The organism is Streptomyces sp. SAI-170, assembly GCF_049739565.1.
Classification (GTDB): domain Bacteria; phylum Actinomycetota; class Actinomycetes; order Streptomycetales; family Streptomycetaceae; genus Streptomyces.
On the sequence record NZ_JBMGQD010000001.1, the window covers coordinates 1,140,990 to 1,153,454 of the forward strand.

At 70.1% G+C, this 12,465-nt stretch carries 13 protein-coding genes and 1 pseudogene; 1 reads left to right on the forward strand and 13 read right to left on the reverse strand.

Annotated elements, in window-relative coordinates; all coding sequences use genetic code 11:
* Nucleotides 1-906 precede the first annotated feature (906 nt).
* Nucleotides 907-1,470 (reverse strand): hypothetical protein, encoded by a 564-nt coding sequence (locus RKD23_RS05225; RefSeq protein ID WP_424852545.1) that lies wholly within the window; start codon nt 1,468-1,470, stop codon nt 907-909.
* Between the two features lie 189 nt (nt 1,471-1,659).
* On the opposite strand from RKD23_RS05225, the gene RKD23_RS05230 reads away from it, so the two are divergent.
* On the forward strand, nt 1,660-1,959 hold the full coding sequence (locus tag RKD23_RS05230; RefSeq protein WP_424852546.1) for a DUF6233 domain-containing protein: 300 nt from the start codon (nt 1,660-1,662) through the stop codon (nt 1,957-1,959).
* Here RKD23_RS05230 and RKD23_RS05235 read toward each other — a convergent pair.
* The 12 genes and pseudogenes from RKD23_RS05235 to RKD23_RS05290 form a co-directional block, all read right to left on the reverse strand.
* The gene (locus tag RKD23_RS05235) at nt 1,922-2,788 is read right to left on the reverse strand and encodes a DUF7019 family protein (RefSeq protein ID WP_424852547.1); all 867 of its coding nucleotides are present in this window, start codon (nt 2,786-2,788) and stop codon (nt 1,922-1,924) included. The genes RKD23_RS05230 and RKD23_RS05235 overlap by 38 nt on opposite strands.
* Before the next feature lie 197 nt (nt 2,789-2,985).
* Nucleotides 2,986-4,026, reverse strand: coding sequence for a SpaA isopeptide-forming pilin-related protein (locus RKD23_RS05240; RefSeq protein ID WP_424852548.1), 1,041 nt, complete (start codon nt 4,024-4,026; stop codon nt 2,986-2,988).
* Between the two features lie 36 nt (nt 4,027-4,062).
* Entirely contained in the window at nt 4,063-4,809 is a 747-nt protein-coding gene (locus RKD23_RS05245) for a DUF317 domain-containing protein (protein ID WP_424852549.1), read from the reverse strand.
* Nucleotides 4,810-4,907: 98 nt separating this feature from the next.
* Entirely contained in the window at nt 4,908-5,396 is a 489-nt protein-coding gene (locus RKD23_RS05250; RefSeq protein ID WP_424852550.1) for a hypothetical protein, read from the reverse strand.
* 30 nt (nt 5,397-5,426) lie between these two features.
* Nucleotides 5,427-6,284, reverse strand: coding sequence for a DUF317 domain-containing protein (locus RKD23_RS05255; protein WP_424852551.1), 858 nt, complete (start codon nt 6,282-6,284; stop codon nt 5,427-5,429).
* A gap of 35 nt (nt 6,285-6,319) precedes the next feature.
* A pseudogene (locus RKD23_RS05260) lies at nt 6,320-6,948 on the reverse strand (HAD family hydrolase).
* Entirely contained in the window at nt 6,945-8,102 is a 1,158-nt protein-coding gene (locus tag RKD23_RS05265) for an MFS transporter (protein ID WP_424852552.1), read from the reverse strand. The pseudogene RKD23_RS05260 and the gene RKD23_RS05265 overlap by 4 nt, the downstream one beginning before the upstream one ends.
* Complete coding sequence (locus tag RKD23_RS05270; RefSeq protein WP_424858162.1) at nt 8,099-9,310, reverse strand: ATP-grasp domain-containing protein; 1,212 nt, start codon at nt 9,308-9,310, stop codon at nt 8,099-8,101. Before RKD23_RS05270 ends, RKD23_RS05265 begins: the two co-directional genes overlap by 4 nt.
* Before the next feature lie 94 nt (nt 9,311-9,404).
* Entirely contained in the window at nt 9,405-10,637 is a 1,233-nt protein-coding gene (locus RKD23_RS05275; RefSeq protein WP_424852553.1) for an MFS transporter, read from the reverse strand.
* A complete protein-coding gene (locus tag RKD23_RS05280) occupies nt 10,634-11,152 on the reverse strand; it encodes a hypothetical protein (protein WP_424852554.1) in 519 nt (172 codons plus the stop codon). The genes RKD23_RS05275 and RKD23_RS05280 overlap by 4 nt, the downstream gene beginning before the upstream one ends.
* Nucleotides 11,149-12,003: a winged helix-turn-helix transcriptional regulator gene (locus tag RKD23_RS05285; protein WP_424852555.1), complete on the reverse strand. Its 855-nt coding sequence runs from the start codon at nt 12,001-12,003 to the stop codon at nt 11,149-11,151. The genes RKD23_RS05280 and RKD23_RS05285 overlap by 4 nt, the downstream gene beginning before the upstream one ends.
* Before the next feature lie 43 nt (nt 12,004-12,046).
* Entirely contained in the window at nt 12,047-12,457 is a 411-nt protein-coding gene (locus RKD23_RS05290; protein ID WP_424852556.1) for a hypothetical protein, read from the reverse strand.
* Nucleotides 12,458-12,465 lie beyond the last annotated feature (8 nt).

Sequence of the window (12,465 nt, forward strand, 5' to 3'; positions counted from 1 at the left end):
GTTAGCGGTTCAGCGTGTCCCTGGGTGGACCCAGGCATCCGTCGGCACACTTGGTCAATGGCGCCACAACCTGACAACCTCGCGCGGGCAATCGCCGGAGCTAGTGCCACCATCTCATCATTCAGCCTGCTTATCTCGTGGATGGCCTATCGGCGTGCGAAGCCCAAGGTGAAGGTAAGGGTTGAAAGATGGGGTATCAGCCCAGTGCTGCGTGAGGGCGCTCGTGAGGGTGAGGAGGCGTGATTGTCGCTTTGGCTTGCGCCTGATGAACAAGGGTTCGACGGCGGCGGGAGCAGAACGGGTGCAACTCGTCGCTCACTTGAGTTGCGTACCACGCATAAGGTCCGAGCTCCTGAAGGCGGAACGGTTCGAGGAACCGTTGAAGGTCCCTGCCTTCGACGGAGTCAAGCTGTGGATGGACCTACCCGAGCGCAAGTTGGTTGGCGGGCAGGTGCCCCGATACGTACGCTTTCGGATCTTGCTCTCCGACGGCCGAACCGTGCGCAGTAAGAAGCTTTCGAACGTCAAGGATCCTCTGCCCCGGCTTTGAGGTGAAGCCTCTCCTGCACGCCGCCGCGATCTCGTAGCACCATGGCGAGACCATCAAGGCTCCCCTGGCCGGGTGCCGTGGAATAGCGCAGGGTCGGAACACTGCCTCTTTACCATGCAAACGGTGCTGCTTACTTTTGCGAATTGATAACCGTCACATGCCTCGCTGCAGGGCGCTTAGCTCACGAGTGGGCGTCGGCGGTGTTCTCCTGGTCGTTTTCCTCGGGCCATGTCGTATCGAACCCTGGCAGCAACGCGTCGCAGGTGATTCGCGGGCCCCTGTCGCCTTGATGCGGCTGTTTGCTGAAGGCGGCATGGCTGGCCTGGTTGGGCCTCGCATTCAAGGCAGAAGGCACCTCAGACCCGGTAGCGCCAGCGCCGTAGTGAGTCCCAGCGTGGTGGGGGATCGGGCTTCTCCCAATCCCACTCCTCGGCCTCCTCATCCCAGTAGGGAACTGACGGTTCATAGCGATAGGCGAGATACACCTGCTGCTGCATCCAGATGTAGGAAGCCGCATCTTCGTCGGCGCATCCACGGTTCAGGAGGTCCGCACCCTGCCATGTGTACTGGTAGATGAAGTGTTTCTCCACGTCTTTGAGGAGGCGAGCGCTGACGCCGGGCGGGCTGGGTTCGTGGATCTGCTCTAGTCCCCTGCGTTTCAGCGCCGCGATCCACCGACCCACCGGCAATTCCCGCTTACTGCGGTGTCCCGCGAGTCGAACTCGGAGGGGGGTCATGGTTTCCCCGGCGTACCGCACGTCGAAGGGATGCAGGGGTTCGCGCAGCAAGTACACCGTCCCCGCCCGCAGCTCGAGTTGGGCCGCACGCATGGCCGTGAGGAGCCTCCGCTCGTCTAACAGGTCAAGCCCTCCGTCGAAGGCTTCCAGCCACGCAGCAGCCTCATCGCGCACACGGGCCACAGCTGCTCGCACTTCATTCGGGCTGGTCCTCGACCTCATCCGCACAGATGACAAGTGGGCACAGAGGCAAGGGCATCGAACAGGCGCGCCCCGACCGCCGCCTCAGCCCCAGAGGCCGAATAGCGCACTCCTGGAATACCACCTCTTCACCAGTAGGACGGAGTCGAGGCGGCCGAGTACACGGTCTGGGTGACCGATCGGCAGCTGACGCCCATCAAGGGCGTGGATCTGTCCGGCGTGCCGACGCGTCGTCTGCCAGGTCATCCGCCGCGGCCGGCTCCCGGCTGGGTGGTCCGTCCCGCCCCCGAGCGCCGGGGGCGTACGGTCGTGCATGACGCCATGTGCCGGCACGCCGCGGGCGGCGGGACAGAGCTGGGCACGCTGGAGGCGGTGAACGCGCTGATGCGGGACAGAGCGCGCGCCTGCACCGACTGCGACGCCTCCGCCGTTCTCATTCCGGCGCTCGAACTCGGCCAGGAGCACGGATAGCGGCATGGGCCGACGGGCTCGACGGCGCTGGTGCCGGGCGCCGACCAAGCAGACGGCGGAACCACCCGGTGGCTCCTGCCTGGTAGCGGACGATGGTGTCCGGCCGCAGTGCCCGCACCCATAGAGGAGCACCAATCACGATCCGGTGTGCGTCGGCCATGCCCAACTCGCCGTCGAGATTCCACCGAGCGTCGTCCAGAACGACATCCGCGTAGACCTCGGCACACCAGTGGGCCTGACGGTCGTGTCCCAGCGTGTACCCGCGGGTCCATGGCTGGCCCTCGTGTTCATGGCCGGGACGCTGCCCCTGCTGAACCGCGATCTTCAGGGCTTCCACGGCACGGGACTGGTCGTCGTCCCACTGCCAGGTGTTCTCGGTGCCCCGGCTGCGCAACAGTTCCTCGATCGCCGGGGCGGCGGACGAGACCCAGCCAGCGTCGAGCGCGTCGCCGGAACGGAAGCCTTCGACGTGCTCCATGCTGCCGAAGAGGACGACGTCCACCGGTCGTCCCTCCGCGCAACGGGTGCGGATGTGGCAGAGCACGGCCTCGTTCGCGGCGTAGTTGCCAACGAACTCGGCGAACTCCACATGGCCCGTGCCCTGGACGTAAGGGGCGGAAGGAGGGGCGTCGAAGGTGGAGGCGGCGAGCGGCCCGAGCTTGCGCAGGAGTCGTTGTGCGATCCGCAGGCGGTTCCTGGCGCGATTGGCCTCACCGATCTGAAGCTGCGTCATGGGGAGGCTCAGGGTGAACGACCACTGCCAGCGGCGCTCCAGGGCAAGGCCGATCTCCTCGGCGACAGCGCGGACCCGGCGGTCGGACCAGTACAAGTACCGTCCGATGTCACCACCTCGTGTCACGAACCTTCCTCTGCTCTCGCACGCCTTCACCTTCGGCCGACTGTAGGGGTTTCGCCGGGCGGTGTGGCGGTCTTGGCGCAGGTGGACCCAGTGGGCACGCGGCGGTAGACGAGAGCAGGCCCCCGGGATGACGTCCCAGGGGCCTGCTGATGGTGGGTGATCTTCGGCTAGCTGGTCTCGCTGGTGTCGTCCGGCTCGGGCTCGGCCGACGTACGACGTCGGGTGACGACCAGGGCGACGGTGCCTGCGGCGATGAGGAGACCCGCGCCGCCGGCAATCCACGGGGTGGCGTCGGCGCCGGTGTGGGCGAGGGAGCCGGCCGGAGGCTTCGGTGTCGTGTCGTCGTCCAGCCCCACCGCTGGGGTGGGCGAGGCGACTGCGTCCGGCGTGCTGGTGCCCATCGGGGAGGGCTTCGATCCGCCGGTCCCGCTGCCGCTCGGCTTGTCCGCAGGTGTGGGCGGGGTGCCGGTGGGCTCGTGTGTCGGCTTGTTCGAGGGGTTGGGCTCCGGCCTGGTCGCGGCCTCCGCGTTGGTGACGGTCACGGTGACCGGCGCGCCTGGGCCTGCCGTGAATGTCTTCGACAGCTTGTAGAGGTCGTAGCCGGCGGGGGCCTGCACCTGCTTGACCCAGAATTCTGTCTTCCGGCTCGTCACGGGCAGCTCTCCCGTGGCTGTGCCCTGCGACCCGGTGGTGAGGGTGAGCAGGATCTCGCTGCCCGTACCGATGTTCACGGTGGATCCGGGCAGCAGCTTTCCAGTCTTGTCGTCCTTCGCCTGGAGGAGAACCTTGGTGGCCTTGAACGGGTCGACGATCGTCAGGCGGGCGGTGGCGCCCGGGGTGACGATGACGTCCTGGTCGGCGACTACGTCGTGGAGCGGGCTGCCGGAAAAGGTCTCCTTCAGCCGGTACACGCCGGGGGCGAGGTCGGTGAAGGTCAGCTGCCCTTGGGCATCGGTCTTGCCGGTTCGCGCTTCCTGGCCGGTGGCGTCGAGAAGGAGGAAGGCAGCACCAAGGAGGACGTCGCCGGCTGGGTCCTTCTTCACGATGGAGACGCTGCCCGTGTCGGAGACGGGGGCCTCGGTGGAAGTGGCGGAGGGGGTCGCCTCGGGCATCTGGGCGCTTGCGGCCGGGGCCCAGGTGAGACTGGCGGTCACCGCGGCAGCGACGGTGGCGGATCGGACGGCGCCGCGGACGGTACGAGCATGCATGAGAAAGGGGGATCCTTAAATCAAGTGGTGGGGAGGTCATCGGGTCCGGCCAGGGCCAGGTCCCGCAGGAGGGGGGACGATGGGTGAGCTGCCGGGTGGCTTCTCGACCGTCGCTGCGGCGATGTAGAGGCGGTTGCGGGTGTGGAAGGGAACGTCCCTGGCGGTGCGGTGTACCGGCTCGGTGGAGCTCAGCGAGGCGGTGAAGGCCGCGACGAGCGTGGTGGGCGTACCGAATGAGAAGCGCGCCTGCCAGTACGGCTCGCTCGGGTATCCGCCCCACGCTGTCCAGGTCGGTCCGTCGGAGCCGGTGGTGGTGTACCGGTGCCTCACGCCCCCGAGCCCGTCCGGCGCGAGGAAGATCTGCGTGCCATCGGTCTTGACGTCGTGGCTCCAGCCACGGGCGAACAACGGTGCGTACGCCTCGTGCGGCGCCGTCGCGTCCTCGTACAGCCGGTCGCGGTCGCTGTGCCGGTCTTCCAGGTAGAGGTCGAGCAGCTCGGCATGGACGTCGTGCAGCAGCTCGACCGGCGTAGAGGCGTCGAACGTGATTTGCCACGCCGCCTGGCCGAACGGGACACGGTTCGCGCCGATGGTCCACGTGCCCTTGCGGGGCTTGTCGGGCTGGGGGTCGAAGCTGGTCCACAGCCGCAGGCAGGGACTGGTGGCAGAGGCCGTTCCCTCCTCAGCCTGGTGTATTGACCAGTCCTTGTCGAAGGGGAAGGGCCAGGCAGTACGGGGACTTGCTGGGCCGGGTCCTGCCAGGTGGCGGGGAAGGACCTTCACGGTCTGGGCGGGGTCGAGATTCTTGAACGGGTCGGATGACAGGGAGTGGCTCCTGGAAAGGCCGCGGGGAACACTGGGGCAGGACGGGAGACTGCGGCTCACCGGGTATGGCCGCCGCTGCGGGCGGCCAGCGGGGCGGGAGCCTTGTGAGCGGTGCGGCCTGCGGTGCGGTGCGGCGCCGACGCTGCCCAGGCACCGGGGAACCAGACGGCGGTGTACTGCTCGATGGCATCACGTAGCCCGGTGGTGACAGCGCCCTCCCACGGCGGCATGCCGGGCCGGTGGTACGTGCCGAACGTGCCGTAATGCTTGCTGTTGGCCGAGGTGTTGTGGGCCTCGTCGCGGCGGTGAAAGGTGCCGTGGTCCACGAAGCTGAGCGCCACCGCATCGATCTCGCCCCTGTCCGCGTGGACGATTGCCAGGCGCAGGCCGCCGTACGTGTCCGCGTGCATGGTTCCGGTGAAGCTGATCCGCAGGCGTAGCGGTGCGCCCGCGACGGGGGTGGCGTAGTAGGTGCTGCCGACGACCGTGCTGTCGGGGAAGGGGAGGCACAGTTCGGCGAAGAACTCGGGGGCCTGTAGGGACAAGAGGTGTCTCCGGTCGAGGTCGGGCTGGCGTTAGCGGCGCTGGCCGGGCAGGGCTGGGCGGCTGGTTGTGCTCCAGCGCGGGACGCTGGGGGCGGGGAGCGTGGCCAGTCGGCGGGAGACGGCCCGCTGCACGTCGAGTGGGGTCGGGTGCGGCGGGTGTGACGGGTGGATAGGGGTGAGCAGAGCCTTGCCCTCGACGTAGCTGTAGGTGGCGTCCCGCCAGCGGGCCAGGGGCGCGGGGTCGGAGAAGCTCTCGGTGACAGCCTTGAGCAGGGCCACGGGCGTGTCGGTGGTGGCGGTGGCGTACCAGAAGGGGCGGTCTGCGGTAGTGCCGGCCCACAGCTGCCAGCGGGCTTCGCGGGTGGTCAGCTCCACTTCCGGGTCGAGGTCGCCGGTGGTGTACTCCAGCGCGGCCAGGCCGTCGGGCGAGTGGACGGCGAAGACGCCCCATCGAGGGCGGTCGATCAGCCAGCCCCGCTGAATGAGCGGGGCCACGGCCAGGAAGGGATCACGGTCCTTGCTCCCCGAGACGGGCCGGGCGAGGTAACTGCTGGGGCCCTGCTCGTATGCCGCAGCCAGGGCTGTGGTGAAAGCGGTCACGAACTCCGTCGGGCAGGAGTCGTTGAAGCACACGCCCCAGACAGGCGGGCCGAAGCGGTCCTTGTAAGCGTTGATGCGCCACAGGCCGTCGTCGTCGCCTTCGGGGAGGTAGCCGAGGCGGACCTTTCGGTCTGGGGCATTGAGGTAGGCGTTGCCGAGGTCGTCGTTGTGGAGTTCCCAGCCGAGGTTGCGGAGCGGGTCGAGGGCGGGGTCGCCGGTCTCGGTGGTCCGGGCGAGGTAGCGCGGGGAGACGTAGACGTCTCCGTCGATGTCGTCGTGGAGCGGCACGGGAGCGATCCAATGAGGGTGGGGTCTGCGGCGGGTCAAGTTGTGGGCAGCAGAGCTGCTTCCAGGGCGGCGGGCCGACCGGTGTAGTGCAGTGCGCGCAGTCCGAGACGGCGGGCGGCGTGGCAGTTGTCCTCCCGGTCGTCGACGAACAGGACACGACGGGGATCGACAGCGCCGAGCGCCTGGAGGGCGTGCTGGTAGGCGGCAGGAGCGGGCTTGCACACCTCCAGACGGGCCGAGTACAGGGTCTGGGCCATCAGGGGACGCCAGTCCTGGCTGTCCAAGACGTCGCTGAGGTGCCGGGGAGCATTGGACAGGAGCACCATCGGCAACCCGGTTTCATGGACGCGGTTCAGGACGTCCAGGACGCGGCCGTCGGTGGGGGTCCACATGGCGGTGTCGACGGTGCGCAGTTCGCGCAGCAGGCTCGGACTGGGTGGGAGCCGAGGACCTTGGCCCAGTACGCCAGGTCGCTAAGCTGGCCGGCGTCGTAGGGCTCGCGGGCGCTCCAGAAGGCTCGCTGGAAGGCGGTGAGGCCGTCCTCGGGCCATCCGGCGGTGCGGGCGAGGTTGAGCCACTGGCTGCGGGTGGGCTGGAGGCCGATGACGCCGTTGTAGTCGAGGATCACGGCGTCGGGGCCGGTGTGGGCGGTAGTGACGGTCAAGGGCGGGGTTTCTCCAAGGCGCGATGGGACAGGCCGGCGACGGCGGCTGCGAGTAGGGCGGGTAGCAGCAGGGCCGTGGACAGGGTGGTGGCGCTGGCGAGGGCGCCGATCAGGGCGGGTCCGGCCAGCAGGCCGAGATAGCCGGTGACGGAGACCGTCGCCACGGCCTTCGGGCCGCCGACGCCTGCGGCGGTGATGAGCGAGGGGACAGTGGTGGACAGCCCGAGTCCGAACACGGCCCAGCCGGTCAGGGCCAGCGGCACGCTCGCGGCCAGGGCGCCGGTGGCGAGTCCGGCGGCGGCGAGCAGCGCTCCTGCCCGGGCCACGGCGGGGGCACCGAAGACGGCGGTGAGCCGGTCGCCGGTCAGCCGTCCCAGCGCCATGGCCGCGCTGTAGAGGGCGAACGCAGCCGCGCTGACCGCGGTCGTGGCGTGCAGGCTGTCCAGGTGAACGGCGGCCCAGTCGGCCGCCGCTCCCTCGCCCAGCAGGCTCGAGGCGGCCAGCGCGCCCAGCAGCCACAGCTTCCCCGGCGACAGCGCCGGCCGATCCTCATCCAAGCGGAGCCGACCGACTCCACTGGGTTCCTCAAGTCGGGCCAGGGCGCGTGCTCTTGGTGCCGTAGCGAGTGCGGCAGTGGCCACTACCAGTGCGCTCGCGAGGAAGAGGATGCTGTGCGTGGTGTTCGCGGTGGCCGCAGCCAAGGCGGCGCCGCCGAGTGCGCCGAGGGAGTAGGCGGCGTGCAGAGAGGACATGATGGGTCGGCCGGCCGCGTTCTGGCAGTGCACCGCCGCCGAGTTGACCGCGACATCCAGGACACCGTGCACGGCGCCGAATACCAGCGCGGCCGTGAGCAGCGCGATGAATGTGTGGCATTGGCCCAGCAGGGCGAGGCTCCCGGCGAGCGTGACGGCACTGGTGGTGAGCAGGCCGGGTAGCCGTACGGGGCGGACGAGGTGACCGCCGACACGGAGTCCGGCGACCATGCCGAGCGCGGCGGCCAGGAGCACCAGGGACAGGCGGGCGGTGTCCAGATCGGCGGCCCGCTGGACCGCCGGCATCCGAGCCCCCCACAGGGCCATCACGACGCCGAGGCCGAGGAAGTAGCCGGTCAGCAGGCGGCGGCTGGCCCGCACGGCCGCGTCTGTTTCGCTCACGCGGCCTGGTCCGCGTCGGTGGGCTTGCTGACCTCAATGGTCAGGGCGCGAGCGGCCTGCTCGGCGCGGGCGTGCGCCACGGCCCCGGTGGGGCCGGTTGTGATGACGTAGCCGATGCGGGCGGTGAACATGTCTCCTCCGGCCTCGGGGAGGAGGAGATGGTCTCCGGGTTGGTGCTGGAAGTGGACGCGGTGCAGCCAGGGCGGGCGCGGGACGTCAGTGCGGAGGGTGGTGAGCGTGCCGGAGCGCTGTGGGTAGATCAGCCGGATTGCGGCGGCCGAGCTCCTTGTTGGGGTGAGGTCGAGCGCGCGGTCGCAGGCGACGTCGGCCGCGGCTCGGGCCAGGTCGATGCCGGTGGCGAGGCGGACCAGGTGGCCGATCATGTCTCCGGCGAGGCGGCCGTTGACCTCGATGAGGCGGGGCTGGCCGTCGACCAGCCGCATCTCGATGTGGCTGACGCCGTCGGTGATCCCAAGGGCGTGGATCGCCGCTCGGGCCGCGGGGGCGACGACGTCGAGGAGCGGGTTGGCGGCGTCCACCGAGTGCGCCAGCTCCTCGAAGAACGGGGGTGCGCTGACGGTCTTGCGGGTGACCGCGACGACGGTTGTCTCGCCCCGGTGGGTGACGCACTCGACGGAGACCTCCGGCCCGTCGAGGTATTCCTCGACCAGGACGCTCGTACTCTCGGTCCCCTGTGCGGCAGCTCGGGCAGCGAAGTCGTAGGCGCTGGCGAGCTGTTCGGGAGTGTCGACGCGGATCACACCAATGCTGGCCGCGTGCGCGGAGGGCTTCAGGACGACCGGGTAGCCGATCCGCTCGGCCGCGGTGTGCGCCTCCTCGCGAGTGCGCACACTCGCCGAGGCGGCCGACGGAAGCCCGTGGCGGCCGAACAGGGCTCGTGCGGTGGCCTTGTTGCGGCACGCCTGCATCACCTCGGGCGCTGTGGTCGGCAGGCCGAGCTGGCGCGCGAGGCGGGCGACCGGGACGAGGTACCACTCGGTCCACGTGAACACCCCAGCCAGGTCGTAGCGGTCGGCCAGCGCGCGGCCTGCGGAGGACAGGGCCGCCTGGTCGGTCGGGTCGGGCACGACCACGCAGTCCCGGATGTACGGGACCTCCCACGAGGGTTCCTCGCCGGTGATGAGGACGACGTCGTAGGCGGCAGCCACGGACTGCAGGCAGTAGCCGCGATATGCCTCGGCTTCCATGTCGGCCGCGGCCACGACCAGGACAACAGGACGGTCGGTCAAGGGCAGGTTCCTCAGGAGGATCAGGGTGGGAGGGGAATGGCTGGTCGGGGGGTCAGACGGGGGTGGCGCGCAAGGTGCGCAGTCGTGTGAAGGCGGTGGCGAGGCCGATGGCCTGCAGTACGGCTGCGGCGGTGACGGCGTTCCCGAGCTGGGCGGGCGGGAGGACCGCGACGAGCAGTCCAGCGGCGGGGAAGGGCAACAGGAGGAGCAGGATGGTCAGGCTGAGGGTGCTGCCGAAGACCTCGCTCGGGATCAGGTGGGAGCGCAGGGTGCGCAGGACGACGGTGAGTCCCCCCTCGCCGGCCATCAGAAGGGCGACCAGCAGCAGATAGCCGCGGTAGGTGCCCGCTTGGGCGACGGCGAGCGTGGCGCTGGCGGCGACGGCGGCTGCTGCGGCTCCCACCGGCCACAGTCCCCAGCGGTCGATCGCGCGGCGGGCGGCGGTGATCGCGAGCAGAGACGCGAGGGCGGCGATCGACCAGATCAGTCCGGCATCCGCGCTGGAACGTCCCAGCTCTGTCACCACGATCACCGGCATGGCGGCCTGGAGCAGGCCGATGGCGCAGTTGGAGACGACAAGACCGCCGACCAGCCAGGCGAGCGCCGGCAGCGAGCGCAGCGTGGTCCAGCCCGTGCGCAGCCCGCTCTGCCCCCACTCGCTACTGAGCGGGCCATTCCTCCCGCGGGTTCCGAGCGCGGCGGCAAGTACCGAGAAGCCGGCGAGCGTGCCGAGCATCACGGCTGGCCCGCCGTGCTCCAGCAGCAAGCCCGAGACCAGCGGTCCGGCGAGCATCGCCGTCTGGTCGATGCCCAGCAGCACGGACTGCACCTGGTGGGCGCGGCCTGCGGCCAGGCGGCTGGCCTCACCGCCTGCGGTCTCGGCTGCCACATAGCTGAATTCGGTGGCGACGCCGGTCAGTGCGGCGAGCGCCAAGACCGTGGCCGTCGCCGCCGGCGCTCGCTCGTCCACAACCGTCAGCAGGAGCGCGGAAGCGAGGACGATCACGGCCCGGACGACGCACGCAACGCGGAAGATCAGGCCCGTGCCGTACCGGTCGACGACGGTGCCGGCCACGGTGAACGCGCCCAGACGCGGCAGCCACTCCAGGGCGAAGGCCAGGCCGGTGAGGGTTGCGGAGCCGGTGGCCGCCAGGACCAGGAGGGGGATGCCGTAGGTGGTCATCGCGAACGCGGCACCATCGGCGGCGCGGGGCAGGTAGATGCCCCGCAGCAGGGCGGATGCCGCCGGGTGCCGTGCGGCAGGAGTGTCGATGTTGTCGGTCACGCGGCTGATCCGGCATCGGTGCTCTGAGACGCCTGGTGGTTCGCCTGCAGCCACTGGATGAGCAGGTCGCGCGGCTGGTCAAGGTCCGCTGCGGCCTGAGCACTCGGGGTACGGTCGCTGGTGGCGTCCGGGTGTCCGCCCTGCTCGGCATGGAGCGCAGTGTCGGCCAGGAGAGCGAGGGTGTGCTGGACACGGCTGGTGAAGTCGGCGACCGGCGCCGGGTACGAGTGGCGCCGCGCCCAGCGGGCGGCTGCGTCGTACACGTCCGCCAGTTCCACGCCGGGCGTGGACAGGCACAGGCCGACGCCGGATCGCACCCGCAGAAGACCGAGAGCGCGTGCCTGGTCGGTGGCCCGCCGGAGCTGGTGCGGGGGCTGGTCGGCGAGTGTGCGGGCCAGTCCGCGAAGCGGGACGGCGCCGTTGTCGTCGATCTCGGTGATCAGCCGGATCAAGGCCGGCGAGGAGAGCACGGTGCAGGCGTGCTGGACGTCGGCCGGAGCGAGGGAGGAGGTCATCGGCGCGGTCCTCCCGCCAGGAGGGCCGCCTTCGGGCGGGCCGGGGTGGCGTGGGAGAACAGATCGCCGTGGCGCCATGCCGGCCGTGAGGAGTGGCCGGCCCCGGTCCTCGCGGGTGTCGGCTCCGATGTCCGGGACGGCAGGCGTGACGGGTGGCTGGTCCACTTCTGCGGAGTCGGCGTGGCCGTTCGTCCCCAGAGCGGATGCTGTGCGGCCTGCGTGAGGGGCTGCCCGGCGGACCAGGCGGACAGCGCCCCGAACACGGTCCCGAGCGCGTCACCGGCTGCGGACAGGCGGTAAGGCTGCCCGACGCCGTCGGTTTCGACGAGCCCGTCGGCCGCGAGCTGGCGAAGCGGCGGATAGATGTTGGACCAGTCGCTGCTAGGCATGACAAGCCTGGCCAGAGCCCGGCCGCTGGCCTCGGCGCGGGCCTTCAGCACCCACAGGATCGCGGCGGCATGCCGGCGGGTGAGCAGCGTCAGGCTGTCCTCGATCTGCTCAATCGGCGGCAGCGGCCGCTCCGGCTGCTCCAAGTGTGCTTCGGCCCAGGCGACGATCAGCGGCAGGATGGGCAGCAACGCGGTCCCGCGGTCGGTGTGGCCGTAGGTGACGTGCCTGGCGGAGTGCTTGGTCCGCTCGACGAGACCGGCATCGCACAACGAGTGCAGCTTCGGGTGGAGCTGGCCGCTCTGCAGCCAGGGCAGCCGGTCCGCGAGCTCTGTGTAGCGCAGGGGCCGGCCGGACAGCGCCAGCAGGATCCGCACGTTCCATCGCGGGGTAATCATGGCGAGCGCCTCGGTGACCCGGGCGATGTCGGCGTCGGTTTCCGGGGGCAGACCGGTGGTGGCCAAAGGGGGAACTCCTGGGGTGAATGAACGGGAACAGCCCGCGGGGTCAGCGGCTGGGTGCAGGGCTCGCGGCCATGGCGGGCGCGGCAGGTACGGCATGCACCGGGGCGGTGGACGGCTCGGGCGGGTGGACGCGTCCGAGGCTGCGCAGCACTGCGGAAGCGGTCTTGGCCTGGACGTCTCGCACGGCGACGGCTTCGGCGAGCCGCCGCGCGCAGTCCAGGACGTGCGACACCTCGTGGGTGCCGATCTCCCAGTCCGGGGCGACGAGCTGGGCGAGACGTTCGCGGTGGAAGGCGATGCTCCGCTCTGCGAGGGCGATGTCGTGGTGGCTGCCGAGGAGGGCGGCGAGCATGCCCTGCGGCTGATCCTGTGCGTGGGTTTCGAGGGCGGCGAGCGGGGCGCCGTACAGCTCCTCTATCCGTCCGGCGAACTCGGTGGACGTCAGGTGGGGCACTCGGGTGG